The sequence below is a fragment of the Rhodococcus erythropolis R138 genome (genome assembly GCF_000696675.2).
In the GTDB taxonomy this organism is placed as follows: domain Bacteria; phylum Actinomycetota; class Actinomycetes; order Mycobacteriales; family Mycobacteriaceae; genus Rhodococcus_F; species Rhodococcus_F erythropolis.
The window spans coordinates 2,782,183-2,808,601 of record NZ_CP007255.1 but is presented as its reverse complement, the minus strand read 5'-3'; the positions used below and the strand labels follow the sequence as shown (position 1 = coordinate 2,808,601).

27 protein-coding genes are annotated in these 26,419 nt (G+C 62.2%); 16 read left to right on the top strand and 11 right to left on the bottom strand.

Annotated features, from left to right (window positions below; genetic code table 11):
* A complete protein-coding gene (locus tag H351_RS13160; protein ID WP_021334169.1) occupies positions 1 to 1,233 on the bottom strand; it encodes a metal-dependent hydrolase family protein in 1,233 nt (410 codons plus the stop codon).
* Between the two features lie 158 nt (positions 1,234 to 1,391).
* On the opposite strand from H351_RS13160, the gene H351_RS13155 reads away from it, so the two are divergent.
* Complete coding sequence (locus tag H351_RS13155; protein WP_019749222.1) at positions 1,392 to 2,027, top strand: TetR/AcrR family transcriptional regulator C-terminal domain-containing protein; 636 nt, start codon at positions 1,392 to 1,394, stop codon at positions 2,025 to 2,027.
* Here H351_RS13155 and H351_RS13150 read toward each other — a convergent pair.
* Positions 2,014 to 3,588, bottom strand: coding sequence for a molybdopterin-dependent oxidoreductase (locus H351_RS13150; RefSeq protein WP_029255729.1), 1,575 nt, complete (start codon positions 3,586 to 3,588; stop codon positions 2,014 to 2,016). The genes H351_RS13155 and H351_RS13150 overlap by 14 nt on opposite strands.
* Positions 3,589 to 3,715: 127 nt before the next feature.
* Between H351_RS13150 and H351_RS13145 the strand changes: the two genes are divergently transcribed.
* Both H351_RS13145 and H351_RS13140 read left to right on the top strand, forming a co-directional pair.
* Complete coding sequence (locus tag H351_RS13145; protein WP_029255730.1) at positions 3,716 to 4,534, top strand: shikimate 5-dehydrogenase; 819 nt, start codon at positions 3,716 to 3,718, stop codon at positions 4,532 to 4,534.
* 13 nt (positions 4,535 to 4,547) lie between these two features.
* On the top strand, positions 4,548 to 5,009 hold the full coding sequence (locus tag H351_RS13140) for a DUF6328 family protein (RefSeq protein ID WP_003941357.1): 462 nt from the start codon (positions 4,548 to 4,550) through the stop codon (positions 5,007 to 5,009).
* Between the two features lies 1 nt (position 5,010).
* Here the strand turns inward: H351_RS13140 and H351_RS13135 are convergent, their stop codons facing one another.
* Entirely contained in the window at positions 5,011 to 5,847 is an 837-nt protein-coding gene (locus H351_RS13135) for a sulfurtransferase (RefSeq protein WP_029255731.1), read from the bottom strand.
* A 22-nt stretch (positions 5,848 to 5,869) separates the two neighbouring features.
* Positions 5,870 to 6,493: a LysE family translocator gene (locus H351_RS13130; protein ID WP_003941342.1), complete on the bottom strand. Its 624-nt coding sequence runs from the start codon at positions 6,491 to 6,493 to the stop codon at positions 5,870 to 5,872.
* Positions 6,494 to 6,595: 102 nt separating this feature from the next.
* Between H351_RS13130 and H351_RS13125 the strand changes: the two genes are divergently transcribed.
* From H351_RS13125 to H351_RS13115, 3 genes are read left to right on the top strand one after another with little or no spacing between them, the layout of a single operon-like run.
* Positions 6,596 to 7,069, top strand: coding sequence for an Lrp/AsnC family transcriptional regulator (locus tag H351_RS13125; RefSeq protein ID WP_003941284.1), 474 nt, complete (start codon positions 6,596 to 6,598; stop codon positions 7,067 to 7,069).
* Between the two features lie 36 nt (positions 7,070 to 7,105).
* On the top strand, positions 7,106 to 8,344 hold the full coding sequence (locus tag H351_RS13120) for a benzoate/H(+) symporter BenE family transporter (RefSeq protein WP_003941402.1): 1,239 nt from the start codon (positions 7,106 to 7,108) through the stop codon (positions 8,342 to 8,344).
* Positions 8,341 to 8,790, top strand: coding sequence for an acyl-CoA thioesterase (locus H351_RS13115; RefSeq protein WP_029255732.1), 450 nt, complete (start codon positions 8,341 to 8,343; stop codon positions 8,788 to 8,790). Before H351_RS13120 ends, H351_RS13115 begins: the two co-directional genes overlap by 4 nt.
* Here the strand turns inward: H351_RS13115 and H351_RS13110 are convergent.
* A complete protein-coding gene (locus H351_RS13110) occupies positions 8,787 to 9,815 on the bottom strand; it encodes a phosphotransferase family protein (RefSeq protein ID WP_020908344.1) in 1,029 nt (342 codons plus the stop codon). The two genes, H351_RS13115 and H351_RS13110, sit on opposite strands and share 4 nt — an antisense overlap.
* Before the next feature lie 221 nt (positions 9,816 to 10,036).
* On the opposite strand from H351_RS13110, the gene pdhA reads away from it, so the two are divergent.
* From pdhA to H351_RS13085, 5 genes are read left to right on the top strand one after another with little or no spacing between them, the layout of a single operon-like run.
* Positions 10,037 to 11,125, top strand: coding sequence for a pyruvate dehydrogenase (acetyl-transferring) E1 component subunit alpha (gene pdhA, locus H351_RS13105; RefSeq protein ID WP_029255733.1), 1,089 nt, complete (start codon positions 10,037 to 10,039; stop codon positions 11,123 to 11,125).
* A complete protein-coding gene (locus H351_RS13100) occupies positions 11,122 to 12,099 on the top strand; it encodes an alpha-ketoacid dehydrogenase subunit beta (protein ID WP_029255734.1) in 978 nt (325 codons plus the stop codon). Before pdhA ends, H351_RS13100 begins: the two co-directional genes overlap by 4 nt.
* On the top strand, positions 12,096 to 13,331 hold the full coding sequence (locus H351_RS13095) for a dihydrolipoamide acetyltransferase family protein (protein ID WP_029255735.1): 1,236 nt from the start codon (positions 12,096 to 12,098) through the stop codon (positions 13,329 to 13,331). Before H351_RS13100 ends, H351_RS13095 begins: the two co-directional genes overlap by 4 nt.
* A gap of 10 nt (positions 13,332 to 13,341) precedes the next feature.
* On the top strand, positions 13,342 to 14,547 hold the full coding sequence (locus tag H351_RS13090; protein ID WP_019749231.1) for an MFS transporter: 1,206 nt from the start codon (positions 13,342 to 13,344) through the stop codon (positions 14,545 to 14,547).
* Positions 14,548 to 14,576: 29 nt separating this feature from the next.
* On the top strand, positions 14,577 to 15,230 hold the full coding sequence (locus H351_RS13085) for a hypothetical protein (RefSeq protein WP_029255736.1): 654 nt from the start codon (positions 14,577 to 14,579) through the stop codon (positions 15,228 to 15,230).
* A 375-nt stretch (positions 15,231 to 15,605) separates the two neighbouring features.
* On the opposite strand, the gene H351_RS13080 is transcribed toward H351_RS13085, so the two are convergent.
* The 3 genes from H351_RS13080 to H351_RS13070 are packed head-to-tail and all read right to left on the bottom strand — an operon-like array spanning position 15,606 to position 18,495.
* Positions 15,606 to 17,033, bottom strand: coding sequence for an NAD(P)(+) transhydrogenase (Re/Si-specific) subunit beta (locus H351_RS13080; protein ID WP_020908350.1), 1,428 nt, complete (start codon positions 17,031 to 17,033; stop codon positions 15,606 to 15,608).
* On the bottom strand, positions 17,033 to 17,356 hold the full coding sequence (locus tag H351_RS13075) for an NAD(P) transhydrogenase subunit alpha part 2 (protein WP_003941319.1): 324 nt from the start codon (positions 17,354 to 17,356) through the stop codon (positions 17,033 to 17,035). The genes H351_RS13080 and H351_RS13075 overlap by 1 nt, the downstream gene beginning before the upstream one ends.
* A complete protein-coding gene (locus H351_RS13070; RefSeq protein WP_029255737.1) occupies positions 17,356 to 18,495 on the bottom strand; it encodes an NAD(P) transhydrogenase subunit alpha in 1,140 nt (379 codons plus the stop codon). The genes H351_RS13075 and H351_RS13070 overlap by 1 nt, the downstream gene beginning before the upstream one ends.
* Positions 18,496 to 18,769: 274 nt before the next feature.
* On the opposite strand from H351_RS13070, the gene H351_RS31390 reads away from it, so the two are divergent.
* Positions 18,770 to 18,931: a DUF488 family protein, N3 subclade gene (locus tag H351_RS31390; RefSeq protein WP_019749235.1), complete on the top strand. Its 162-nt coding sequence runs from the start codon at positions 18,770 to 18,772 to the stop codon at positions 18,929 to 18,931.
* Between the two features lie 91 nt (positions 18,932 to 19,022).
* On the opposite strand, the gene H351_RS13065 is transcribed toward H351_RS31390, so the two are convergent.
* Positions 19,023 to 20,561, bottom strand: a complete 1,539-nt coding sequence (locus tag H351_RS13065; protein ID WP_029255738.1) for an AMP-binding protein — start codon at positions 20,559 to 20,561, stop codon at positions 19,023 to 19,025.
* A gap of 191 nt (positions 20,562 to 20,752) precedes the next feature.
* Between H351_RS13065 and H351_RS13060 the strand changes: the two genes are divergently transcribed.
* Positions 20,753 to 21,571: a maleylpyruvate isomerase family mycothiol-dependent enzyme gene (locus H351_RS13060; protein ID WP_029255739.1), complete on the top strand. Its 819-nt coding sequence runs from the start codon at positions 20,753 to 20,755 to the stop codon at positions 21,569 to 21,571.
* Positions 21,572 to 21,605: 34 nt separating this feature from the next.
* Positions 21,606 to 22,229: a Type 1 glutamine amidotransferase-like domain-containing protein gene (locus H351_RS13055; protein WP_020908354.1), complete on the top strand. Its 624-nt coding sequence runs from the start codon at positions 21,606 to 21,608 to the stop codon at positions 22,227 to 22,229.
* Positions 22,230 to 22,286: 57 nt separating this feature from the next.
* Here H351_RS13055 and H351_RS13050 read toward each other — a convergent pair whose 3' ends face one another.
* Complete coding sequence (locus H351_RS13050; RefSeq protein ID WP_003941297.1) at positions 22,287 to 22,613, bottom strand: hypothetical protein; 327 nt, start codon at positions 22,611 to 22,613, stop codon at positions 22,287 to 22,289.
* Positions 22,614 to 23,188: 575 nt separating this feature from the next.
* Between H351_RS13050 and H351_RS13045 the strand changes: the two genes are divergently transcribed.
* Positions 23,189 to 23,458: a GNAT family N-acetyltransferase gene (locus tag H351_RS13045; RefSeq protein ID WP_020908356.1), complete on the top strand. Its 270-nt coding sequence runs from the start codon at positions 23,189 to 23,191 to the stop codon at positions 23,456 to 23,458.
* A gap of 122 nt (positions 23,459 to 23,580) precedes the next feature.
* Positions 23,581 to 24,855, top strand: coding sequence for an MFS transporter (locus H351_RS13040; protein ID WP_020908357.1), 1,275 nt, complete (start codon positions 23,581 to 23,583; stop codon positions 24,853 to 24,855).
* Here H351_RS13040 and H351_RS13035 read toward each other — a convergent pair.
* Entirely contained in the window at positions 24,848 to 26,416 is a 1,569-nt protein-coding gene (locus H351_RS13035) for a carboxylesterase/lipase family protein (protein WP_029255740.1), read from the bottom strand. The two genes, H351_RS13040 and H351_RS13035, sit on opposite strands and share 8 nt — an antisense overlap.
* Positions 26,417 to 26,419: the final 3 nt, after the last annotated feature.

Below are 26,419 nucleotides of genomic sequence, written 5' to 3'. Positions count from 1 at the left end.
CTACCGGCCGTCCTTCACCACTCGACCGCTCTGAATGACGAGTGCGATGCGCTCACGATCGGCGAAGATGGACGGATCCGTCAACGGATTGCCGCGGAACGCAACGAGGTCGGCGAACTTGCCGACTTCGATGGTGCCGACCTCGTCGGCGATACCGAGAATGTCGGCGTTGATCCGGGTAGCGGAAACCAATGCGTCCATCGGGGTTTCGACCTTGGCGCGCAGGACTAGCTCCATTCCCCGGCCCGTTTGATCGGTACCGATGAGGTCCGATCCCAATCCCACTCTGACGCCGGCATTTCGAGCAGCAAGAAGCCCGTCGATCTGACCCTGCATCATCTGGCCGATCCGCGCCGAAATCGATTCGGGTAGACCTGCTGACGCCGCGCTGTCCGAGAGTGCCTGCACCACAGCCAACGTCGGCACCAACGCGACGTCGTGCTCGGCCATCAACTTGGCAGTCTCGTCGTCGATACCTGAGCCGTGCTCGACGCATTTCGCGCCGGCAGTGACAGCGTTTCGGATTCCCTCGTTGTTGTGGGCATGCACCGTGACATAGGTACCGCGCGCATTGGCTTCCTCGACGGCAACTTCGATCTCGTCGACCGTGAACTGGGTATCGGTGAGCTTGTCATGAGTCGATACCACTCCCCCGGTAACACACAGTTTGAGGAAGTCCGCACCCCTGCGGAACGTCTCGCGAACGTTCTTTCGCATTTCGTGCGGACCGTCGGAAAGCAGAGACATACAACGTAATCCGGGGATGTCATGATCGGACCAGTCCGAAGTCGGCTCCCACTCGGCCGCCAGGTGTCCGTGTCCACCTGTCTGGCACTGGATCGGGCCGCACTGAATGATCCGCGGACCCGGAATCTTGCCCGAGGCGACAACTCCGGCGAGTCCACCGTCGATTCCGCCGCAGTCACGAACAGTGGTGAATCCTCCGTCGAGGGTCGATGCGCAGGTCGCGAACATGTCTGCAGCGAGCTCGGCTACCGAGATCTGACGCCGCAGACTCGGTGCGAGATCGCTCGATCCACCGAGATGAACGTGTGCGTCGATGAGGCCGGGCGTGATTGTCAGCCCGGTGCAGTCCAGCACCTCCGCCCCCGCAGGCGGCGTTCCACCGAGTGCACTGATGCGGCCATCTTCCACGGCAACAGCGCAGTTCTCGATCGGGTCGGCGCCCGTGCCGTCGATGATCGTTGCACCGGTCAGCCATACGACAGACATATTGAATGTTCCTCCGACGTGTACCGATCGCCGGAAGATTCCGCCGACATACCGAATAGGGTTCGGTTAGTATGATGCATACCGGCTCCCGAAATCAAGGAGTTGTCATCAATCGATCAAGTCCGAGATTGCCGACGAATCCCTCACCAGGAGAATCGATGCCGCGTCCCACTCAGCCGATACTGTCCACGCGAAACATCACCGACGCGGCTCTGGATGCTGTCGACGCAACCGGCGACTTCACCATGCCCGGGATTGCCAAGCAACTGAACGTGACTCCGTCTTCGCTCTACACACATATTTCGGGTCGATCCGAGATCGTCGAACTCATGCGCATCCGCGTGATGTCGTCGATCTCTGTCCCCCACCCACCCGCAGGATGGAGCGAACGGATCAGCGCGTGGGGGTGGGCATATCGCCGAGCTGCCGTCGAACATTGGCGCCTCATCCCGCTACTCATGACACGCAGCGTCCGCACCGAGGTGACTTTTGATATTGATACTGCACTCGTTCAAGCATTTTCGGACGGGGGTTTCGATTCGACCGATACGCGTCACGCAATTTCCACGCTGGACAGTCTGGTTCTCGGATCCGTCGTGAAACTCTCGACGCCGGATGTCGCGTGGACTCAATCCTCCAACCCTAGCGAGGTCACGCGTGAGGCCGCGAACCCACTGCGAACCGACGACACCTTCGACTTCGGCCTGCGAACGCTGATCGCTGGATGGATGGCCCAGTGCGTCGTCCGCCTGTATACCGAATCCCATTCGGATCTACCTGTCACTTCACGGTGAACGACCTCGTATGCCATCCAGTGGCTCCACCGGGAATCGGCGGAGTGCGCTCTTCCACCTGAACGTTCCCGTCCAAATCCGTCGCTCTGACCTGCACGGTGTGCAAACCTGAGCCTGCATCCCACATCCACGACCATTGACGCCAGGTGTCGATCGAGTACTCCTGCGCCAGTGTCGCCGGTTGCCATTCGCCGTTGTCGACGCGAACCTCGACCTTCTCGATCCCGCGATGCTGCGCCCAGGCCGTTCCCGCCACCAGCACCTGGCCCGGCTCGATCGGCGCCAAAGCTGCCGGCACCTCGATACGCGAGGACGTCTTGATCGGTGCCTGCGCACCCCAACCGCGCTGGGTCCAATAGGCCTCAACCTTGTCGAAACGCGTCAGTTCCCACTCCGTCACCCACTTGGTGGCGGAGACGAAACCGTACAGGCCGGGAACTACTTGCCGAACGGGATAGCCGTGCTCGAACGGCAACGGCTCACCGTTCATCGCCACGGCGAGAATCGCGTCACGGCCGTCGGTGACTATCTCGACCGGGGTGCCGACTGTGAAGCCGTCGACGCTGGTCGACAGGAGCATGTCGGCGTCGGGATGGACACCGACTTCGTCGAGCAGGTCCTTCATGGGATAACCGATCCACTTCGCGTTCCCGGCCAGAACGCCGCCCACCTCGTTGGAAACACACGTCAGCGTGATGACCCGTTCGATGGGCGTTCGCGCCACCAGATCGTCGAACGACAACGTCATCTCGCGGTCCACCATTCCGTGAATCCGCAGTTCCCACGAATCCGTCGTCAATTGCGGAACGAGGAGTGCAGTGTCGATTCGATAGAAGTCGTCGTTGGGCGTGATGTACGTCGACGCACCCGCAATCGCGATGTCCGCACCCGCCGGAATCGGCGGCGCCGGGTCAGCGGCAGTGGGCACGACAAAGTCTTCACGATTCGCTACTGCTCCGGCGATTCTCTGCCCCACGAACTTCCCGGCGGCACCCGCTGCCGCAGCCACTGCCAACGCCGCACCTGCCAGCAGAAGAAACTGACGACGAGGCAACCACGAGTCGGCGACGCCAGGCGAGAGCGGCACCTCGAGTTGCGTGATCAGCAACCGCAAGGTTGCGACGCCCGCCACCACACCGACCAGCGTCGGGAACACGTACATCGCATCGGCAGTCGGGCGCTGCATCGCCGCATACACACCAACCGCGCCCAGAAGAACGAGGATGACACTGCCGATCGGGCGGCGTCGCCGTTCCAACAGCCCGGCTACCGCACCGAGCAGAACGATCAATATCGACATTCCGATGAACAGCGCCGGCTTGTCGTTGGTGCCGAAGGTGTCGATCGCGAACTCGCGAGCCCACGCCGGGGTTCGGTCGACGGTGGTCGCGCCAACTGCGTAGAAGGGCGACGCGTCCGGGTTGATCGGCAGCGCCACCAGTTCACCGATGCCCAGGACGACAGCCGCGGCCAACACTCCGGAGATCGCGTGAGCAGCCCATCTACGACGCGGTGGACGAGATTCGGTGCTCGGGTGCTCGTCGATGTTCTGTGTGACCATGTCGTCTCGGCTCTGTCGGTGCGAGTGGTGCTTCGATCGGATACCCGACATTCGGCGCTGCGGGACATCCGGATGGGTGCACTCCTCCATCAAGAACTACGCCGAACTCGCGATTAGAGTGGGGACAATGACCGTCGACCTCAACAAGGACACGCTCCTGTGCATGTCGCTCTCCGGGCGACCGAGCAACATCGGCACCAGGTTTCACAATTACCTCTACGAGGAATTGGGCCTGAACTTCGTCTACAAAGCCTTCACCACCGAAGACGTGCCAGCCGCGATCGGCGGCATCCGAGCACTCGGGATTCGAGGCTGCGGGGTGTCGATGCCGTTCAAGGAACAGGTCATCGAGCACATCGACGTCATGCACGATTCGGCCAGCGCCATCGACTCCGTGAACACGATCGTCAACGAGTCCGGAGTGCTGCACGCCTACAACACCGACTATCAGGCGGTGGCCGATCTGCTGCGTGACAACGACGTCGACACGAGCCTGTCCGTCGCTGTCGCCGGCAGCGGTGGCATGGCAAAAGCAGTCGTCGCTGCGGTGCGCGACACCGGATTCACCGACGTCACCGTGATCGCCCGCAACCAGCAAGTGGGGTCGTCGCTCGCGAAGCAGTACGGCTTCGACTGGCAGGCCGAACTCGGTGAGCTTCGTCCCCGTGTACTGATCAACGCCACTCCGATCGGTATGTCCGGCGGCGCAGAGGCAGATGCATTGTCGTTCCCCGAACTAGCAGTGCGCGCCGCCGATGTCGTCTTCGACGTCGTCGCGATGCCTGCGAACACGCCACTGATCGCGTTGGCGACCGAACTCGGCAAGACGGCGATCACGGGAGCGTCGGTCATTGCCCTTCAGGCCGCCGAGCAGTTCGTGCTCTACACCGGCGTGCGTCCGAGCGCGGAGCAGATCCAGCGAGCGTCGGAATACTCACGGGCGTAGGAACCACGTCGCCGTGAACGAGACCGGGGAGACTCCACCTCAACAACTCGCGCGGAACTTCAACGAGTTGTTGCAAGAACTGCGCGTCGCGCTCTCTGGTGTGCAGATCCTGTTTGCCTTCTTGCTGGCCGTGGCATTCACCGAACGCTACGAGGAAGCGTCGGCGTACATCCGCGGCATCCACTTGGTGACGGTGATACTTGTTGCCATCTCGTTCGGGTTCCTGATGGCACCCGCGGTCTGGCATCGCATGCTCTTCCGCCGTGGGCACCGCGAGAACATATTGCCCGTGGCCAACCGATTCGCCCTGTGCGGCATAGCCTTTCTCGCCGCCTCCATGACCGGCACGGTCCTGTTGATCGCCGAGGTCGCCGTCGGCGGAGTTGCTGCGAAGGTCTTGGCAGCGTGCGCCGCGATCATGTTCACGGCACTGTGGTTTCTCGTGCCGTCATTCATCGATCGCACCAAGAGCTGAGTCAGGCTCCGGTGTCGACGGCGCGAGTGCTGTCGTTCGACCACTGTGACCACGAGCCCGGGAACAGCGTCGCGTCGTAACCGGCGATCGCGAGTGCCGCAATCTCATGCGCTGCAGTTACTCCGGATCCGCAGTACACCGCGACACTGTCTCCGGCGCCCAGTCCGGCGAACCGCTCACGCAGGCGGGTCGCATCCAGGAACCGCCCGTCGCCGGTGATGTTCTCCGCGGTCGGCGCGCTCACCGCACCGGGGATGTGCCCTGCGACGGGATCCATCGGCTCGACCTCGCCGCGGTACCGCTCCCCCGCTCGGGCGTCGAGAAGCACACCGCCCGCACGCGTCCAGTCGCCGACGCCGTCGATGTCGACCGTCGGCATGTTGCCGCCGGTGAAAGTCACGCTGCCCGGAGTGACCGACTCACCGATACCGGCCGCCAACGGCAGTCCCGCGGACTCCCAGGCCTGTAGCCCGCCGTCGAGCAGTCGGACATCCGAGAGCCCGGCCCACCGCAGCAGCCACCAACCACGGGCAGCGGCCGTGTTGCCGGTGGCGTCGTAAAGCACCACCGAATCACCGTCGTCGATTCCCCAACGACGCGCAGCGTCCTGCAGGTCTTCGAGACTCGGCAGCGGATGCCTTCCCTTGTCCGGCGACGGCGGCGAGGCAAGTTCCTCGTCGAGGTTCACGAAGACCGCGCCGGGAATATGGCCGTCGCGAAAATGCTGCTCGCCGTTCGAATCACCCAGCGCCCATCGGACATCGAGCAATCGCGGCGCAGCGCCGGCCTCGATGAGAGCGGACAGTTCTTCGACATCGATCAGCACGGGAAGTGTCATGAACCCATCCTGACACGACCACTCATGCAACCCCGAAGAAGGCACCGAGACCCACCAACAACACTCCCGTCACCACGTCGATTCGCTTGCCGACGCCAGGACGACGCAGCTTCTTGCCGGCTCCGGCCGCCAACACCACCACGATCGCCCACCACAGTGCCGCGGCGACCACCGTCGCGCCCGCCAACATCAACGTGCGCAGCCCTGCGCCTTCACCCGGCTCGATGAATTGCGGGAGTAGCCCGAGAAAGAACAACAGCGCCTTCGGGTTCAGCAGGTTCGAGAGGAAGCCGTAGCGAAATGCCGTGGTGACCGCGATCGGTTCTTTCGCTGCCGGAATTCCCTCGTCCGAGGCTCGGGCTTTGAAAGCACTTCGAATCGCGGAGATGCCGAGCCAGGTCAGATATGCCGCCCCGGCGTATGTGAGCGCAGAGAGCAACTGTGGCCGTGTCGCCACAAGTGCGGAGAGACCAAGTGACGCGGCAGCGGTGTGAACGAAGAGCCCGGAAATCACACCGGCGGCCACCACCGCGCCGGTCCGACGATCTGCCAGAGAATGACGCAGGATCAGGACAAAATCCGGTCCCGGCGTGAACAGGACGATGGATAGCAGGGAACCGAAAGCGAGCCATTGACCGACACTCATCCGAAATACCTCACACCCGAGCTGATTCGAGACACATGTTCATGCCAGGAGTGTGCAACTGGATCCGGGAAGTTCAAAACGACTCCGGATATAGTTCGGCAGATGACGAAGAATGAGCCTCTGGATCCGGTGGACTGGAAGATTTTGGCCGAATTGCAGAACGACGCGTCGATCACCAACAAGGTGTTGGCCGATCGAGTCGGCTTGGCGACTTCCTCGTGCCACGAGCGCGTACGACGCCTACGTGCCAACGGAACGATCAGCGGTATCCACGCGGTTGTCGATCCGGCAGCCGTTGGCCGGTCGATGCAGGCGATCATCGCCGTTCAACTGCGACCACACCGCCGCGACCTCGTCGACCGGTTCACCGCCGACGCCCTAGCACTGCCGGAAACGCTTGCGCTCTTCAACGTCTCGGGGCCTGAGGATTTCTTCCTCCACGTCGCGGTCCGTGACAGTGCTCATCTACAGCGAGTATTGATCGACCACCTCGCCGCACATCCCGAGGTCTGGCACGCCCAAACGCACCTCATCTACGGCAAAGCGGTCACCTCACCCATCCGACCGGACAGGTAAATCGGGTCTGGGGCGGGTCGGGCAGAATCACTGACCATGTCGGACTCCACAGATACCACCGAACCGGAAGCCGTTCGCAGCAACTCGCAACCGATGAGCGCAGGCATCGTCACGGCCCTCGTCGGCTTCACCAGTTCGTTCGCGGTGGTGCTCACCGGCCTCGCGGCTGTCGGTGCGGACGCAACCGAGGCGGCGTCCGGACTGCTGGTTCTGTGTGTGACCCAAGCGTTGGGAATGCTCTGGCTCTCACGCCGGTATCGGATGCCGATCACCCTGGCCTGGTCGACGCCCGGTGCCGCTCTGCTCGCCGGCGCCGGAGCGGTCGAGGGTGGGTGGCCGGCCGCGGTCGGAGCATTCATCGTCGTCGGAATCGCGATCGTGCTGACCGGACTGTGGCCGACGCTCGGAAGGATCATCTCGGCAATCCCGACGCCCCTCGCGCAAGCGATGCTCGCCGGGGTTCTGATGCCGTTGTGCCTGGCGCCGATCATCGCCGTCCGGGACGCACCGGCGGCGGTCGCGCCCGTCATCCTGGTTTGGCTTGCCGCGCAGCGCTTCTCCAAGCGATGGGCGGTTCCGCTCGCGTTTCTCACAGCAGCGGTCGTGATCGGGATCAGCCTCGTCACGTCGGATCGAGTGCTCGACGCCGGCGCCATGATTCCCCGCATCGATCTCACCGCGCCGTCGTGGACCTGGCAGGCAATGATCGGCATTGCGATTCCCCTCTACATCGTCACGATGGCTTCGCAGAACATTCCCGGTGTGGCCGTGATGAATTCGTTCGGCTACACCGTTCCCTGGCGACCGTCGATGATCGTGACGGGTATCGGCACCATCGTCGGCGCACCGGCCGGTGGCCATGCGATCAACCTCGCGGCGATCAGCGCAGCCCTGGCCGCCGCCCCCACCGCACATCCGGATCCCAAACGTCGATGGATCGCTGCCTTCACCGCAGGCTGGGCGTATCTCGTTCTCGCTGCCGGCGCGGCCGCGGTGGCGGCTCTGGTAGCCGCCGCACCGGCCGGAGTCGTGGAAACTGTTGCCGGACTGGCGCTCCTGGCCACGCTTGCCGGCGCCCTCACGTCGGCGCTGAGCGAGGCGAGTGAACGTGAAGGCGCCGTGGTCACGTTTCTGATCGCCGCATCCGGGGTCAGTATCCTGGGAATCGGTTCGGCATTCTGGGCACTGTTGGTGGGGCTGATCGTGCGCGCAGTCCTACAGGGCACCACCCTGCCCTCACTCTCGCGAAAGTCCTCACTACAGTCGAAGCCGTGAGCACAGCGCAGACGCCCCCGTCGATCAGCGAGTTTCCCGTTCTCTGGCCCGTCCCGACGCGGTGGGACGACAACGATCACTACGGCCACGTCAACAACGTGACCTACTACTCGTACTTCGACACCGCGGTCAACGCCTGGCTGATGTCTTCCACTGGAACCGACATCCGCAATCTGCCTGCCATCGGCGTCGTCGCCGAGACGTCGTGCAGGTACCTGAGCGAACTGTCGTTCCCCGAGCAGTTGCAGGTGGGTATCTCCGTCGAGAAGCTGGGCACCAAGAGCATCATCTACGCGCTGGCGATATTCCACGAGGTCGAAAGCGGCCATTGGGAACCTGCCGCGACTGGTCGCTTCGTGCACGTCTACGTCGATGCCGACACCCGTAAGCCGGTGGAGATCCCGGCTGCGATCAGATCAGCAGCCGGGACCTTGACCGAAAACTAGCTCAGGCCGAGCTGATCTGCCGTCAAGACGGCGCGTGCAACGATTCCGTCGATCAGCGCGACCGTCGGGCCGCCGTGCTCGGCTTTGTTCCGCGGATCGTCGAGAATGCGTCGCAGCACGCCCTCGGCGATGATCGAGAGCTTCCACAGAGCGAGTACGTGCCAATATCCGACCGCTGACACGTCGCGGCCGGTCGCCTCGACGTAGGCAGCGACCAGCTCGTCGCGGTTCGGGAAGCCTTCCAGCGTGGACGCCATGAACGGACCGGCAACTTTGTCACCGGCTTCCGGCCAGTACGCGAGTAGCGCACCGAGATCCGCGAGCGGCTCCCCCAACGTGCACAGCTCCCAGTCGACGACGGCAACGATGCGCCCCTCGACCGGGTCGGTGATGACGTTGTTGAGGTGGAAGTCGCCGTGAACCAAGGTCACTTCGTTCTGTTCCGGAATGTTTCGGTGCAGAATCTCGGCCAACCTGTCGACGTCCGGAACATCGCGGGTCTTCGACTTCTCCCACTGCGCCGACCACCGTTTGAGCTGACGCTCGGCAAAGGGCTTGCGGCTGGCCAGATCGTCGAGGCCGGTCTCTTCCAGGTCAACCCCGTGAATGCTTGCGAGGGTTTTCGGCATCGCCAATCCGACCGCGCGACGCTCGTCCTCGGTCAACTTCTGAGCCACTGGAACGCCGTCGATCACAACGCCGTCGATGTAGCTCATGAGGACCAGCGGAGCGTCCGTGATCTCCGGATCTTCCGTGATGCCGAGGATCTTCGGAACCGGCACTTTGGTTCCCTGGAGCGAGGACAGGATGCGGTGCTCGCGAACGACGTCGTGCGCGGACGCCAACAACGTGCCGAGTGGAGGTCTGCGCAGTACCCACCGTCCTCCGCCCGCATCCGTCACGGAGTAGGTCAGGTTCGATTGCCCGTTACCGATCCTCTCGAAAGTCAGTGGTGTCGTGGCGCCGACCCCCAGTTCGGCGATCCACGCGGAAACAGCTTCTTCGTTCAAACCGACTGCAGTCACCGCACCGATGCTAGCGGTTGAATTCCGATCGGTTGGCCGTACCGACACGTTTGTTACTCGCCAGTTCGAAGTTCAGGTCTTGATACGGCAGTGAAAATACTTGCGGATTTCCCAATCAGGGGGATCCTGATGGTAGAGCGACAACTGCATACAACACATCGGGATTGTGCGGCGTACTCACGAGGCGCGCCGGGCATGAGCAGAAACCGAGGTGAGCGAAGATGATCGACAACCTCGATTATCCGGTCCAACTCATCCAACCGAACGGCGCACGAGTGTGCCGTCCCGAATTCGACCGTCTGATAACAGACATCGGGCCTGACGAACTGCTGTCGTTGTATCGCGATCTCGTCGTGAGTCGCCGAATCGACACCGAAGCTGTTGCCCTGCAGCGTCAAGGCGAAATAGGTTTGTGGGCTCCGATGCTCGGCCAAGAAGCCGCCCAGGTCGGTTCCGCGAGAGCACTCGCCCCAGACGACTTCGCGTTCACCAGCTACCGCGAACATGCCGTCGCGTACTGCCGGGGAGTTCCCCCCGAATTGCTGACCACCATGTGGCGAGGAATCTCCCATTCCGGTTGGGATCCAAAACAATTCAACGTCACCAATCCGGCGATCGTCGTCGGCTCCCAAGGGCTGCACGCCACCGGATACGCACTCGGCGCACACCTGGACGGCGCCGAGATCGCAACGATCGCGTACTTCGGCGACGGCGCCACAAGTCAGGGCGACATCGCCGAGGCGATGGGATTTGCCGCCAGTTTCCGTGTCGGCGTTGTCTTCTTCTGCCAGAACAACCAGTGGGCCATCAGTGAACCGGTATCCCTCCAGTCACGCACGCCCATCTCACATCGGGCGATCGGTTACGGCATCCCCGCGATCCGCGTCGACGGCAACGACGTCCTCGCCGTTCTCGCAGTCACGCGCTCGGCGCTCAATCGCGCACGCGAAGGCAGCGGCCCGACGTTCATCGAGGCGATCACCTGCCGAATGGGCCCGCACACGACGTCCGACGATCCGAGCAGGTACCGCGCCGATACCGACATGTCGGAGTGGAGAAGCCGCGATCCGCTCGAGCGAATGCGTCTGTTCCTCGGCCGTCGAGATCTTCTCGGAGAAAACGAACTCAGCACCATCGCGGCGGCGGCCGACGACGTCGCAGCTGGACTGCGACGCGCAACCATCGCGCTCGCCGATCCACCCCCGTCAGCGCTCTTCGATCACGTCTACGCCGAGGCACACCCACTGATCGACGTTGAACGCGAAGAGCATCGCGCGTATCTCCGCAGCATGGAAGGGGCTTCGTCATGACCGTCATGAATCTGGTGACCGCGCTCAACACCGGCCTTCGACGCGCACTCGAAGACGATCGTCGCGTTGTCATCATGGGAGAGGACGTGGGCCGTCTCGGCGGTGTATTCCGGGTTACCGACGCCCTGCAGAAGGACTTCGGCGACACTCGGGTGATCGACATGCCCCTCGCCGAATCAGGGATCGTGGGAACAGCTTTCGGTCTTGCCTTGCGCGGATATCGGCCTGTCTGCGAAATTCAGTTCGACGGGTTTGTCTACCCGGCTTTCGATCAGATCGTCTCGCAGGTGGCCAAGATCCAGTACCGCACCCGAGGCGCTGCGTCTGCGCCACTGACGATTCGGATTCCCAGTGGCGGCGGAATCGGTGCGGTGGAACATCATTCGGAGTCGCCGGAAGCGTACTTCGCTCACACCGCGGGACTGCGGGTGGTGTACCCGAGCAATCCGATCGACGGTTTTCACATGATCCGCCAATCCATTGCGGCCGACGACCCGGTGATATTCCTCGAACCCAAACGGCGCTACTGGGATACCGCCGACGTGAATACCGATGCCGCGCCCGAGCTTCCGCTCCACCGTGCCCGCGTCGCTCGCCCTGGAGACGACGCGACAGTAGTTGCGTACGGATCCATGGTCCCCACCGCGCTCGACGCCGCGCGGATCGCCGAAGAAGAAGGCCACGATCTGGAGGTCGTGGATCTGCGTTCACTCTCCCCCATCGACTTCGACACGATCGAGGCGTCGGTGAACAAGACAGGACGGCTGGTCGTCGTCCACGAGGCGCCGAAGTTTCTCGGCGTCGGCGCCGAAATCGCAGCACACGTCGCGGAACACTGCTTCTATCAGCTCGAGTCACCGATCCTGCGGGTCACCGGATTCGACATCCCCTACCCGCCCGTCAAGCTCGAGCGATTTCACCTTCCGGACGCCGACCGGATCCTCGCAGCACTCGACCGGACGCTGGCAGCATGAGTACAGGGCACGAATTCCGGTTGCCGGATCTCGGCGAGGGCCTGACGTCCGCCGATCTGGTCGAATGGACGGTCGGCGTCGGCGACACGGTGGAACTCAATCAAGTTCTCGCCCAGGTAGAGACAGCCAAAGCTCTTGTCGAACTGCCGTCGCCCTACGTCGGCGTTGTCAGAGAACTCCTCGTCGAACCTGGCACTACCGTCCCGGTCGGCACTCCGATCATCCGTATCGAGGAGCCTGCAGATTCACCGTCTCCAAGTGATTCACAATCTCCGAGCGTGCTGGTCGGATACGGACCCGCGGCCGAGAGACCGAGCCGACGACGGAACAGGATCACGCCACACTCGCAAACCGCGGCGAGTACCGAGCGTCGGCCCGCAACACCCTCGGCGCGGCGCGCGGCCCGCGAAGCCGGCATCGATCTGAGCGAAATCACCGGAAGTGGATTCGACGGTGCCGTCACGGCAGCGGACGTCGCAGACGCGCTTCGCGTGAAGGCCGCGTCGAATGAAGCTCCGCGGCCGGCCGGATCCGGTATACAGAAACAGCCGGTCTCGTCCGGCATGCGGAAACAGATGGCGTCGGCGATGGTCGCCAGTACCCGTGCCCCTCAGGCCAGCGTCTTCCTCACCGCCGATGTCACGCCTTCGATGGAACTACTCGGCAGGCTCCGTCCCTCGGACGCATTCACCGGACTTTCTCTCACTCCGCTGACTCTCGCGGCCAGGGCCTTGGTTACGGCGATCTCGTCGCACCCGATGGTGAACGCGCATTGGGACGAGGCCCGCGGCGACGCCGTCATCGACGATCACGTGAATCTCGGCATCGCCGTCGCCTCCGAACGTGGACTGTCCGTGCCCAACATCAAAAGCGCCGAGACGCTGAGCCTGGTCCAACTTGCACGCGCGGTGACCGAACTGACCGTCGCTGCCCGCGCGGGAGTGACCGACGTCCATCACCTGACCGGCGGAACCGTCACGATCACCAATGTCGGAGTCTTCGGCGTCGACGGGGGCATTCCGCTCCTCAATCCGGGAGAAGCCGTCATCCTTTGCCTGGGCACAGTGAGCGAGCGTCCCTGGGTAATCGAGCGCAAGATCGAAGCGCGGAGCGTCGCGACACTGACGTTGACGTTCGACCACCGGATACTCGATGGTGAGCAGGCCGCGAGATTCCTCTCATTTGTCGCACAGATGCTCGCGGACCCGGACCTGTTGCTGTCTCACCTGTAAAAAGGAACGAGTGAGCGTCAACCCCACCGACCGAGTAGTCCCCACCTCCGCCCTGGTACGCGCCCGGGCCGGCATCTTCGGCATCTTCGGCATCAACGGATTTCTGCTCGCGATGTGGGTCGTCCACATTCCGTCCATCGAACACCGTGTGGGAATCAGTCACTCGACGCTCGGCTCACTGCTTCTCCTTCTTGCTGTCGGAGCCATTGCCGGTATGCAATTGAGCGGTCCGCTCGCCGATCGATACGGCAGCAGGCGCATGGTCATCCTGGCGGGTAGCGGGCTGGCATTCGCCACTCTCGGCCCGGGATTTGCCACGAACACCTGGCAACTGGGCGCTGCACTTGTTGTATTCGGCTTCGCGAACGGCGCGTTGGACGTGTCGATGAACTCGCAGGCTGTCGAGGCCGAACAGTTGTACCGGCGCCCGATCATGGCGGCCTTTCACGGCATGTTCTCGGTCGGCGGCGTATTAGGGTCCGTCATCGGATTCGGCACTCTCGCACTGGATCTTCCGCCGTACGTCACGCTCAGCATCGCGTCGGCAATCGGCTTGCTCGCGGTCTGGTTGTGCTCGCGACCCCTGCTCCCTCACGTCGACGTGCATGCCGAAACCGCGTCGACTACCGGAAAGACACACGGCAGATTCTCGGCTCGCGTACTTGCCCTCGGAACCCTCGCCTTTGTTCTGATGCTGGCCGAGGGAGTGGCAAACGACTGGAGCGCACTGCAGGTCAAGGAAGATCTGGGTGTCTCGAATGCCGTTGCTGCACTGTCGTTCGGTGCATTCTCTGCCATGATGACCGTCGGCCGATTCACCGCGGATCGGATCAGCGCGGCAGTCGGCCCGGTGGCAGTGGTTCGCTACGGTGCGTTGCTCTCGTCCATCGGAATGCTGACCGTCGTGGTGTCGGGCTGGCTACCACTGACGTTGCTCGGTTGGGCCCTGTTCGGCGCCGGCCTGTCGGGATGCATTCCGCAGATCTTCACCACGGCGGGAAATCTGGGCTCAGGTTCGGCCGGCACCAACATGTCTCGCGTCGTCGGCATGGGATACATCGGATTCCTCGCCGGTCCGGCAACCATCGGCTGGGTCACCACGCTTGTGCCTCTCACCACAGCAATGTTGATCCCGTTTGCATGCGTCCTGGTCGCAGCGGCTTGTGCGGGTGTCGTTCGGCGCGATTCTCCGACCGCCTACAGACCTCACAGCTGATCCTCACGATCGGCACAGACTCAACAGGGATGCTGGTACTCGTGACCGTCTCGACCTCCACCCAGCACCCCGCTCCCTCCACAACCACTCGCTTCCTCGTCCTTGCTGCGATCGCCGTCGTAGCGCTGGGCGTCTTGTATTTCGTGCGACCCACCTCGCCTGGGGTGAGCGTCCCCGAACAGGTGCGCGCACTTGCCGAGTGGACGGTAGGCCGATTCGACGTCACCGCTGTACTCGCAGCCACTACTGCTCTGGCCGTCGTCTCGATGATCCGCGGACTGCCATACGGCATCGGCGCGATCCTGCTCCTCGGAATGGGCGCCAATCTCACCAATGCGGCATTCGGTTCCTGGCTCCCCGATGTGCCCCAGGACCTGTTGCCCAGCGGACATGTGGCAGCGGCGACCGCGCTGTACTGCTCGGCGATCTTGATCTCTGCCCCGCAGTGGCGTCCGGTAGTCGCCGGTCTCGGATTCGTGGGGGTTGCTGCGATCGGTGCCAGCGCACTGGCCGCCGAGATGAGCGGCCTTTTCGGAGTGATAGCTGGCGTTCTGATCGCTCTGGTATGGGCCTGTGCTGCAGCCATTTTGATGGCACGATCGCCCATCGCCGCGAAACGTGAAGCGCTACGCCCGGATACGGCAGCAATCGCGTTCTCAAGGCACCGGAGCATCCGACTTTAGTCCTAAATCTTTGTGATTCAGAGATTCTCGCCGTTAAGCCCTCCCGCGACGGCGGGGCATGACGTATGTTCTGAAATGTCCGAATCAAGTAGTTCCACAGCGAAGGAGTCTTTACCGTGAGCCTCGAAGATCTGAACCCGCTCGAACTGATCCAGAAGTTGATCGAACTACTTTCCGGCTTCTCTTCCGACCCCGAAACCCCCGAGGTCCCGTAAAACGTCGCCAGAGGCGCCTGTTCCGAGTTTCGTCTCGGACCAGGCGCCTTTGTCGTTTCAGCACAAGAAGCCGTTTCAGCACAGGAATCGTTGCAACACAGGGACACGAAAAAGGCGCCCACTCGTGGTTACGAGTGGACGCCCCTTCCGAGCTCGAGCGCTACAGCGCCTTGAGTTCCTCGGTTACTTCGGAGACCGACTTCTTGGCATCACCGAAGAGCATCGAGGTGCCCTCGGCGAAGAAGAGCGGGTTCTCGATACCGGCGAAACCGGAGTTCATCGAACGCTTGAGCACGATGACCGACTTCGACTGGTCGACGTTGAGGATCGGCATTCCGTGAATCGGTGAGCTCGGATCGTTGCGCGCCGCCGGGTTGGTGACGTCGTTCGCGCCGATCACCAAGGTGACATCGGTACGAGAGAACTCGTCGTTGATGTCGTCCATTTCCTTCATCGCGTCGTACGAGACATCCGCCTCTGCGAGAAGAACGTTCATGTGACCAGGCATACGGCCGGCGACCGGGTGAATGGCGTACTTGACCTCGACGCCCTTCGACTCGAGCAATTTCGCCATGTCCTTGACCGCGTGCTGAGCCTGCGCGACGGCAAGTCCGTATCCGGGTACGACGATGACCTGGTTGGCGTAGGCCATCTGGATAGCCGCGTCGGCGGCCGAGGTCGCCTTTGCCGTGCGCACGACGCCGTCGGAGGTCGGCGCTTCGCCGCCGCCACCGAAGCCGCCGGCCACGATGGCCGGGATGGACCGGTTCATGGCCTTGGCCATGAGGTTGGTCAAGATGGTGCCCGAAGCACCCACGATCATGCCGGCGACGATCATCGCCTGGTTGTTGAGCGCCAAACCTGCAGCAGCAGCTGACAAACCGGTCAGAGCGTTGAGCAGCGAGATGACGACGGGCATGTCCGCGCCGCCGATGGGCAGCACGACCATCAGTCCGAGGATGCCCGAGAGTACGAGCACGCCGACGATCCACAGTGAGCTGGTCGGGCCTTCCGGTGAGATCGCCTTGATACCGATGATTACCGAGAACGCGACGGCGGCAATGAGCAGCAGAGCATTGAGCGGCTGCTGGAGCTTACCGATTCCGATCGGACGACCAGGCAGAGTTTCCTGCAGCTTCAGGAACGCGATCACGCTGCCCCAGAAGGAGATCGATCCGATCACCGCGGCAAAAAGCGAAGCGATGACGATGTGCACCGTCGGCGACTCGCCGTGCTGGAAAGCGGTGAACCCGTCCGAGTCCAGGAATTCCGCGTACGCGATCAACGCGACCGTGCCGCCGCCGACACCGTTGAACAGTGCCACCAACTGCGGCATGGCCGTCATCTTCGTGCGCAGCGCCGGCGGGACGCCGAGCACGACACCGATGACAAGGCCGGCAGCGATGAGGATCCAGTTCCCCATTTCCGCATCACGAATGGAGATCAGAGTTGCAACGACGGCGATGAGCATGCCGACCGCGGCGATCTGGTTGCCGCGGACTGCGGTCTTCGGGCCGGTAAGGCCCATGAGGCCGTAGATGAACATCGAGAACGCGACAATGTAGAGCGCATTGACCAGGTATTCCATTACTGGTCACCATCCTTCGACACAGACTTGGCGGCCGGCTTGGCCTTGAACATCGCCAACATGCGGTCCGTGACCACAAAACCACCGACAACGTTCACGGTTCCGAAGACGAGCGCGACGAACAAGATGATCTGCAACCCGATCGAGGGATCGTGCACCTTGCCCAGGACGACCAACGCACCCAGGACGACGATGCCGTGGATGGCGTTCGTGCCGGACATCAACGGGGTGTGCAGGGTGTTCGGAACTTTGGAGATCACAGCGAAACCGACGAACCCGGACAACACCAGGATCGCGATGTTCGCCAGAAGTGATGTGTACATCAGGCGCCCTTCTCTTCACGGGTGACGCACGCACCGGCCAGAACCTCGTCGGAGAAATCAGGCGCCAATGCACCAACATTCCCCGTCGCTTCGCTCGCCCCGCCATCGACGAGCATCAGTTCGATCAGCGCGGAAATGTTCTTCGAGTACAACTCGGACGCATGCTCAGGCATGGACGCCGGCAAATTCAGCGGAGAGCAAATGGTCACGCCGTGCTTGACGACGGTTTGACCCGGCTCGGTCAGCTCGCAGTTACCGCCGGTTTCACCCGCGAGGTCGACCACGACACTGCCCGGCTTCATGCCTTCGACCGCGGCAGCGGTGACCAGGCGCGGCGCCGGACGACCCGGAACCAGAGCAGTGGTGATCACAACGTCGAAGCCCTTGATCGCATCTTCGAGTGCCTGCTGCTGCTTCGCTCGCTCGTCGTCGGTCAACTCGCGGGCGTATCCACCCTCACCCGCCGCGTCGATTCCGAGGTCGAGCCACTGTGCACCCACCGAACGCACCTGGTCGGCGACCTCAGGACGCACGTCGTACCCGGTAGCGCGGCCACCGAGGCGCTTGGCTGTCGCCAGCGCCTGCAGACCTGCCACACCCACTCCGAGCACCAGAACGGTCGCAGGCTTCACCGTGCCTGCAGCGGTGGTGAGCATCGGGAAGAACCGCGTCGACTCCGATGCTGCCAACAGAACAGCCTTGTACCCGGACACGTTCGCCTGCGAGGACAACGCGTCCATCACCTGCGCGCGGGAGATACGAGGAATCGCCTCCACTGCGTATCCCTCGATGCCGGCGGCCTTCAACTCGGCGATGCGGTTGTCCGCATTACGCGGATTCAGGAAACCGATGAGCTTCGCGCCGGTACTGATCCGGGCGATCTCTTCTGTCGACGGGGGCGCAACCTTGACCACGACGTCAGCAGTCCACGGATCGCCGATCTTCGCGCCGGCAGCGGTGTACAACTCGTCGGGAATCAACGCCCCGAGACCGGCCCCGGACTCGACGACCACGTCGACGCCCTTGCCGATCAAAGCGGACACAATTTTCGGCACCAATGCGACCCGACGCTCACCATCACTCGATTCTCGAGGGACGCCGACCGTCGGACGCACTTGTGCGCTCTTCGATGTTTCCATTTTCCATTACCTTCTGCGGTTGGTGGTTCGCCTGCTGCGACGAGCGGCAACCAGCATGTGATGAGCGGAAGATGACCCGCTTTTGGGTGAATGGTGACTGATAGTAGCCAGAGTTACCGCGGCGTAGGGAAACCGACGACGCACTTTCTCCATCTGAATCGAGTCCGAACAGTATGTTTGGACATACCCCAAGAAGCCTACTGTGAGGCCGATCACACTCGAATGGCGGGCTATTCCACTATTTGAAACGGCCGAAAGACGAAAAGGCATGAGAATGACGCGCCGAATAATCACCGTCGAGCGAGTTTACGAACCAGCTTCCGAATGTAACGCCGTCCGTCTCCTCGTCGACCGACTCTGGCCGCGCGGCGTCAAACGCGAAAACCTGCAGTACGCATCGCACCGGCATCGGATTCTCGACCCGTTGTTCTACTGACAGCAAGCAAGGACCTGCGATACAGCCACGCGCAGGTCCTTGCCGACTATCTCGCAGAATTACTCTGATGTCCTAGTATTTCACCGGAGGATCAACTGCTCACATATTGAGACCGCAACTTGTGCTTTACGAGCTTTCCTGTCGCGGTCCTAGGCAATTCGTCGGCAAAGTCGATGCTTCTCGGAGCTTTGAAATGTGCAACCTGGCTGCGAACGTATTCCAGCAATTCCTCGGCGACATGGGCACTCGGCTCGACTCCCTCCGCCAGTTGGACAACCGCCTTGACCTGTTCGCCCATTTCTTCATCGGGAACACCGATGACCGCCACGTCGAACACTTTCGGATGCAAGGTAAGGATGTTCTCAGACTCCTGCGGATAGATATTGACGCCACCAGAGATAATCGTGAATGCCGCACGATCGGTCAGATAAAGGAAACGCTCGGAGTCGATATAGCCGATATCTCCACTCGTTGTCCACGTCGGATGATCCGGATGCTGCGCGGCAGCCGTTTTCTCGGGGTCGTTGTGGTACCGGAATGGCAGAGTCTCCCGCTCCCAGAACACGGTACCGACCTCGCCGACCGGAAGATCACGCCCGGCGCCGTCACAGATGTGCACGATCCCCATCACTCCGTCACGACCGACGGAACCCGGATGCGCCAAGGCCTGCTCGCTGTTGATGAAGGTGGCGCCCGAACCCTCGGTCGAGGCGTAGTACTCGTGGATCACCGGCCCCCACCAGTCGATCATTGCCGTCTTCACTTCAGGCGGACAGGGAGCAGCAGCGTGAATGGCGACCTTCACCGTCGAAACGTCGTAACGATCGCGGGTCTCCTTCGGAAGTTTCAACATTCGAACGAACATCGTCGGCACCCACTGACTGTGCGTCACAGCGTGTTTACCGATCAACTCCAGCGCGGTTTCGGCTTCGAATGCATCCATCAAGATCACGGTTCCGCCGACCGAATTGATCACGCCACAAAAGCGCAGGGGCGCCGCATGATAGACCGGAGCCGGGCACAAATAGACTGTGTCGGAATCGAACCCGTACATCGGCGCGAACACCGCGGTGTACGGATCCATGGTGGTGTCCACCTCGCCCTCCGGAAGGTCTCCCTTGATCCCCTTCGGCCTCCCCGTGGTTCCTGACGAATACAGCATGTCAGCCCCACGTGGCTGCGAGTCGAGTGGATCGGCGGACTGAGCATCGACCGCATCCTCGTAGTCGTCGAAACCCTCGAGGGCGCCGCCGTACACCAATCGGTGACGCACGCGCGGAATCAGCTTCTCGTCCAACGGAACTGCTGTCGACGCCTGACCCGACGCCACCAGAATTGTCGCCTCGCAGTCGTCGACGATGTAGGCGGTCTCCGCAGCCGTGAGATGCCAGTTCACCGCAGTGATGTAGAGACCTGATCTCAATGCTGCCCAGTACACCTCGAACGCCCGGAGATCGTTGTTCGAGATGAGAGCGACGTGGTCCCCAGGCTTGGCACCGACACTTCGGAAGTATCGCGCCAACTGCGTCGACCGTTCGTCGAGTTCCCGATAGGTGATGGACTCACCCGTGGCCGGGCGAATGACGGCGGGCTTGTCCGGGGTGAACTGGACAAAATTTCCTGGAAACACGAAGACTCCTCTGTCGGTGACGACAACGCCGCGTGAGCCTGCTTCGGCGTCGACAATCCTGGTCTACCACAGGAACTCTGCCTCCCTCGGATGTTTGGCGACACCGACTCGAAGCATGGGAATGCCCGCTCACTTATCCGGCGCGACATACAGTGAGGAGAACCGCACCGTCCGAAACAGGAGATGTCCGCATGAGTGGTTGGCCCCAGGACGCAGTAGTCGACGCGTTGACCGAGGAATGGAAAGTCATCGACGCACTGCTTGCCGAACTCGACGGTGACCAGTGGTTGGCACCGTCCAACCTTCCGGGGTGGACGGTTCATGACATCGTGTCCCACCTGATCGGTACGGAATCACTGCTCGCGGGCATCAATCCGCCGTCGATCGACCTGGACGTGCACGCATTGCCTCACGTCCACAACGAGATTGCGGCGTTCAACGAGCGCTGGGTCGAAGGCCTGAGGCGGACGCCGCACGCGGACTTGTTGGCCCACTATCGCGATATCACCGCCACGCGAGCCGACGCTCTTCGCTCGATGACGGGCGCAGACTGGGACGCCGAGACACAAACACCGGTCGGTCTTGCGCCCTATGGCCGGTTCATGCGTATTCGGACCTTCGACTGTTGGATGCACGAACTCGACATCAGAGATGCAGTCGGCATTCCAGGCGAGGAAGGCGGATTGCGCGCGGAGACTGCATTCGGCGAAATCACCAGCGCGCTCGGATTTGTCGTCGGGAAACGAGGAAAGGCACCCGAGGGAGCACGGATCACTTTCGAACTCGAAGGGCCACTTGCCCGTTCACTTCACGTCTCGGTCGATGCGCGTGCAACGCTCGTCCCGGAGCTCGACGGTCCGGCGACCACGACCATCTCGATGAGCTCACCGCTCTTCACCCGGATTGCCGGTGGCCGCGTCCACGCGTCCGATCATCGAACCGACATCTCACTTCGCGGCGACACCACGGTGGGCGCACGCGTCGTCGACAATCTGGCGTTCACGATTTGAGAGCTGGGTGGGTAGGTCGCGAAGGTACTGAGAAGTGAAACTGTTTCTCTCGTCCTACCGTTTCGGCGACCACCGCGAGGCTTTTGTCGATCTTGTAGGCCGCGGCGCACGCATAGCGGTGATCGCCGCGGCTGCAGATTCGTGGCCCGTCAATGCCCGCAGTTCGGCAGTGACAAGCGAATTGACCCCATTGCGGGCTGCGGGCTTCACGGCAGAGGAAGTTGACGTCCGAGACTTCCTGGGTGCACCGGAAGCACTCGAAGTCCGGCTTCGCGAATTCGACTGTCTGTGGGTTCGCGGCGGAAACACGTTTGTCCTGCGAGCTCAGCTAGCCCGAAGCGGCGCAGATCGGGTCATCGAGATGCTGGTTCGTTCGGGCCTCGTGGCCTATGCGGGATACAGCGCGGGAGCGTGTCTGGCGACTCCGACTCTGATCGGGCTCGACGCGTCGGACGACCCCGCTGAAGTCACGCCTACGTGCGGTATCGACCCGATCTGGTCCGGGCTCGCGCTGGTCGACTTCGCGATAGTGCCGCACGGCGGCGATTCGTTACTCGAAGATCCGCAGGTGACCGCGCGGACGGTCGCAGCGCTGACCACTGCTGGCGCGCAATTCACCGTGCTTACTGATCAAGAGGTGATAGTCGTCGACCGCTGATCTGACGCAGACGGTTGATCTTGACGCAGACTGGGCAGTCGACTCGGCCCGACTGGATCAGCCGTGCTCTGCCACCGCGGTTCCGGCTGCCGGCGACTGACGCTCTAGCCTCGTCCACGCAATCTCCCAGCGCTTGACCGAGACCTCGTCGGCGTCCTCGAGAAGGGCGTCGAGGAGCAGGCGCGGATTTTCGCGCCATGCCAGTTCGGCGGCATGGACCTCCGCAGCCGAGAACAACCCGGACGCCTCGAGATCGCGAATCCACTCGCAGATCTCGCCCCGGTGGATCCGTGCGATGGTCTCGTATCCCAGACCTTCGTCAAGGAAGTCGTACGAAAAAATTGCGGCAAAGTAACTGTTCGACTCACGCTGCCCGAAAATCATGTGCGTTCCTTCCTCGAAGTTGTCCGACGAAGACTCGAAATCGAACCGTTGCGAAGCCGCGCCAAAGTTTTTTTGGCGAAGTTGTAACGCTTCTTCTATCCCCGACGATTCAAACGCTAACCCCCCAAGCGGGTCTTTGGGATCACGTCCGAGAAACGATCTGATGACCAAGGCAATACCCCTGGGGTTTCCGGGCGCTCGTACCCTTCGCCGACACACAATCCGCGCCCCGCTGACCTGCAATTTGCCCGTTTCAGGCCCTCCACTTAATCCATCCGAACAGATGACAAAAAACTTTGTGACGAGTCCCACATATTGGGATGTTTACGTTCGTGATGCATATGTATCACCCAATGTGGGCACAAAAGTACGGGCAAATCGGCACGTACAGACCAGTTTTCTTCCTGATCCGACACGACCAAGGTCCCTTGAACGGTCGTCCAGTTGTAGTTGCGCTAAGTAACGGAACTCACGCCGGCAAGCGATATTGCGGACCGCCTGCCAGGTAGCGTGGCTCCACAGAACGCAGACGCGGCGCGCCGCAACCGGCCGCCCTTTCGAAACGGAGCCCGAAGATGACCGAGACAGTGGCGCACAACTCCGCGGAAACGCGCTTCGAGATCCGAGTCGACGGCGAACTGGCCGGTTTTGCCGAGTACTCGGACCATTCCGGTGTCCGTGATTTCCACCACACGGTGACGTACCCACAGTTTCGCGGGCGCGGGCTTGCCGCCATCGTGGTGCGTGAAGCGCTCGATCAGACCCGGAACGAGGGATTGAAGATCCTTCCGACGTGCTCGTACGTCGAGAAGTTTGTTGCAGAGAACCCCGTTTACCAGGCATAACCGAACGAGGACGGCCCGCGAAAAATCACTCGCGGACCTGCAACCCCCGCTGCTAGCGTCGATGGTGCCGTCGTCGAAACTCTCGAAATCCTGGTCGGCACCATCTCGGGGAAGGAAAGAACGTGGTCGCCTCAGCAGATCGGCGCCCACCTGCATCCGAGGACGTAGTTACCCCCAGCTATCTCCCTCTCGTCCTCGTCAATCTCGCGACGCTGTTCTCGGCGATCGGCAACGGTATCGCCATCGTCGTACTCCCCTGGCTTGTTCTCGAACGAACCGGCCGGGCTACCGACGCGGCGATAGTTGCCGGCGCAGCAGCCATTCCGCTACTCGTGTCGAGCCTGTTCTCGGGGACATTCGTCGACAAATTCGGACGCCGTCGAACGTCGATGATTTCCGACGCTCTTTCGGCGATGTCCGTAGCGGCGATCCCGATCATCGCGGCCACCGCGGGCTTGACGATCCCGGTGATCGCGGCGTTGGCCGCGCTCGGTGCGGTGTTCGACCCCGCCGGAATGGCGGCGAGGGAGTCTATGCTGCCTGCAGCAACTCGGACAGCCAAGTGGAAGCTCGATCGCACCAACAGCGTGTACGAGGCCAATTTCAACGTCGCATATCTGATCGGCCCTGGCATCGGCGGTGTCCTGATCGCAACGATCGGGGCGGTGAACACGCTCTGGGTGACGGCGGCTGGTTTTGTGTTCTCGATCGTCGTGGTTGCCTTCATCCGCCTTCCTGGCGCCGGAGTCCCAGAACACGAACATCGTCCGAAATCGATCTGGCACGGCACACTCGACGGTCTTCGGTTTGTCTGGAACAACAAACTGCTGCGCACTCTGGCGCTGATCGACATGGCCGTCGTCGCGCTCTACATGCCGGTGGAGAGTGTCGTGTTCCCGGTGTACTTCACAGAGTTGGATCAACCGGCGCAACTCGGATCGGTGCTGATGGCATTGGCGATCGGCGGCATCATCGGCTCTCTCGCCTACGCTCCGCTGGCACCGATCATGTCCCGGCGACTGATCATGATTTTTGCCGTTGCCGTTCTCGGCATAGCGATGCTTGCCATGGCGCTTCTACCTCCGCTGTGGGTGATCCTCGTGCTCGCCGGACTGCAGGGGCTCGTCTACGGACCAGTCGGCCCGATCGCCAACTACGCCATGCAGACGCACAGCCCGGAGCACATGCGCGGACGCGTCGTCGGTGTCATGACGTCGACTGCCTACGCCGCCGGCCCGCTGGGTTACCTCGCGGTCGGCCCTCTGCTCGATCAACTCGGAATCGCGTCGACCTTTGTGGCCCTGTCGATTCCGATCATCCTGATCGCCGCAGTCTGTGCCTCCCTGCCGGTGCTTCGCGAACTGGATCGTCCGCGACACTCGACCGACGTCAGTTGAACCCCATCACGTCGTTGCCCCAGGCGACGCGCAGTCCGTGATCGGGGTCGCTGACGAGGGTGTCGGCCGAGTCGATCAACAGCGTCGACCGCTTCTCTTCCTCGTACGGCGCCCAGTGCTTCGAACCGTCGAGAGCTGCCGGCACGGCATGCCGCGCGAAGGCCAGCCATCGCCGTTGAATACGGCCGGCTACCTCCATCGCAGCCTTCCGTCCACCCAGCCAGAACGTGGGGTCGACGTTCAGTGTTCCGAAATTGCCGAATACATAGGGTAATTCGGTCGCGTGGCCCGCGCCGATCCGTGCGGCCTTGAGCATCGGCGTCGCGTGATCGAAGCGGTACACCCACGTAGGGGAATGCCTGCAGTGGGCGTCGGCGATCCACAGAGTCGGCATGCGAAACGCCGCGTCCCGCGACAGTGCCAGCGCGCCACTTGGTTTCGCGTGATCAGGGTAAGCCGACATGATCTCGGCAAGTTTGGTCGCGGAGATGTCTGGGTGATCATCCGCCAGCAGTTGCAGCATGGCCTCGACCGACTGCGCGCTCACCGGCATCAGCGGAGACTTCATGAACTTGAAGATCGACGCCTCGTCCTTGTTGGAACCGATGATCAGTGGAATTCGGTGCGCGTAACCCTTCTGGAAAGCCGCAACCGGGTAGTGCGGCACCAGATCACGATCGACAACGGGTGCCATCGCCAAAGTTCCCGGAATCCGGGTCGGAATTTCGTTGACCAGGTCATCGCTTGCCTTGACGAGCAGTTCGAGATCCGTGGTCAGCAGATCGCCTGCGTCTTCAGGGTCGATCGAGAGCAGTTCGAGAAACCGCTCCGCCACGGTCTTGGCGCGCTCGGCCCCGTAGACGGAGGTCGCGGGAGGACTCTGGGCAATCGCACGATGGAACAGACCTTCGGCGCTCGGACAGGTCATGAGCGTCGTGATGGATCCTGCGCCGGACGACTCACCGAACACCGTCACCGCACTCGGGTCACCCCCGAAGGCGTCGATGTTGTCTCGAACCCATTCGAGTGCCGCAATCTGGTCTCGCAGACCACAGTTCGATTCGAAAACGGTATCCGCGGTGGAGAATCCAGACAGGTCCAGGAATCCGAGGGCACCGACGCGATAGTTGAAGGAGACGAGAACGACGTCACCGGTTTCAGCCAGATGACGGCCGTCGTAGATCGTTTGGGCGGCGGACCCGAGGCAGTAGGCGCCGCCGTGAATCCACACCATCACCGGTCGCGGCGTGCCGTCGGGGCGCGGGGCCCACACGTTGATCGACAAGCAGTCCTCGTCGATTTTGAAGGCCCGATCGATCGGAACCGCCGGGCTCTGGCCCTGCGGCGCGATCGGCCCGAACTCACGACAGTCGCGCACCCCGTCCCACGACTCAGCGGGTTGCGGCGCGCGGAATCTCCGTTCACCCACCGGCGCTGCTGCGTAAGGCATGCCCTTCCACGCGAATATTCCGCCATCCGGATACCCGCGGGCGTCTCCGCCGCGGGCACGGATCACGAGTGTTCCGTCCTCGCCGAGATTCGGTCGAACGTCGGTCTCCATGTC

Bases quoted from the DNA above. Each gene is read 5' to 3' on its own strand.
- H351_RS13160 (WP_021334169.1), bottom strand. From the start codon at position 1,233: ATGTCTGTCGTATGGCTGACCGGTGCAACGATCATCGACGGCACGGGC.
- H351_RS13155 (WP_019749222.1), top strand. From the start codon at position 1,392: ATGCCGCGTCCCACTCAGCCGATACTGTCCACGCGAAACATCACCGAC.
- H351_RS13150 (WP_029255729.1), bottom strand. From the start codon at position 3,588: ATGGTCACACAGAACATCGACGAGCACCCGAGCACCGAATCTCGTCCA.
- H351_RS13145 (WP_029255730.1), top strand. From the start codon at position 3,716: ATGACCGTCGACCTCAACAAGGACACGCTCCTGTGCATGTCGCTCTCC.
- H351_RS13135 (WP_029255731.1), bottom strand. From the start codon at position 5,847: ATGACACTTCCCGTGCTGATCGATGTCGAAGAACTGTCCGCTCTCATC.
- H351_RS13130 (WP_003941342.1), bottom strand. From the start codon at position 6,493: ATGAGTGTCGGTCAATGGCTCGCTTTCGGTTCCCTGCTATCCATCGTC.
- H351_RS13125 (WP_003941284.1), top strand. From the start codon at position 6,596: ATGACGAAGAATGAGCCTCTGGATCCGGTGGACTGGAAGATTTTGGCC.
- H351_RS13120 (WP_003941402.1), top strand. From the start codon at position 7,106: ATGTCGGACTCCACAGATACCACCGAACCGGAAGCCGTTCGCAGCAAC.
- pdhA (WP_029255733.1), top strand. From the start codon at position 10,037: ATGATCGACAACCTCGATTATCCGGTCCAACTCATCCAACCGAACGGC.
- H351_RS13100 (WP_029255734.1), top strand. From the start codon at position 11,122: ATGACCGTCATGAATCTGGTGACCGCGCTCAACACCGGCCTTCGACGC.
- H351_RS13095 (WP_029255735.1), top strand. From the start codon at position 12,096: ATGAGTACAGGGCACGAATTCCGGTTGCCGGATCTCGGCGAGGGCCTG.
- H351_RS13085 (WP_029255736.1), top strand. From the start codon at position 14,577: ATGCTGGTACTCGTGACCGTCTCGACCTCCACCCAGCACCCCGCTCCC.
- H351_RS13080 (WP_020908350.1), bottom strand. From the start codon at position 17,033: ATGGAATACCTGGTCAATGCGCTCTACATTGTCGCGTTCTCGATGTTC.
- H351_RS13075 (WP_003941319.1), bottom strand. From the start codon at position 17,356: ATGTACACATCACTTCTGGCGAACATCGCGATCCTGGTGTTGTCCGGG.
- H351_RS13070 (WP_029255737.1), bottom strand. From the start codon at position 18,495: ATGGAAACATCGAAGAGCGCACAAGTGCGTCCGACGGTCGGCGTCCCT.
- H351_RS31390 (WP_019749235.1), top strand. From the start codon at position 18,770: ATGACGCGCCGAATAATCACCGTCGAGCGAGTTTACGAACCAGCTTCC.
- H351_RS13060 (WP_029255739.1), top strand. From the start codon at position 20,753: ATGAGTGGTTGGCCCCAGGACGCAGTAGTCGACGCGTTGACCGAGGAA.
- H351_RS13050 (WP_003941297.1), bottom strand. From the start codon at position 22,613: ATGATTTTCGGGCAGCGTGAGTCGAACAGTTACTTTGCCGCAATTTTT.
- H351_RS13045 (WP_020908356.1), top strand. From the start codon at position 23,189: ATGACCGAGACAGTGGCGCACAACTCCGCGGAAACGCGCTTCGAGATC.
- H351_RS13035 (WP_029255740.1), bottom strand. From the start codon at position 26,416: ATGGAGACCGACGTTCGACCGAATCTCGGCGAGGACGGAACACTCGTG.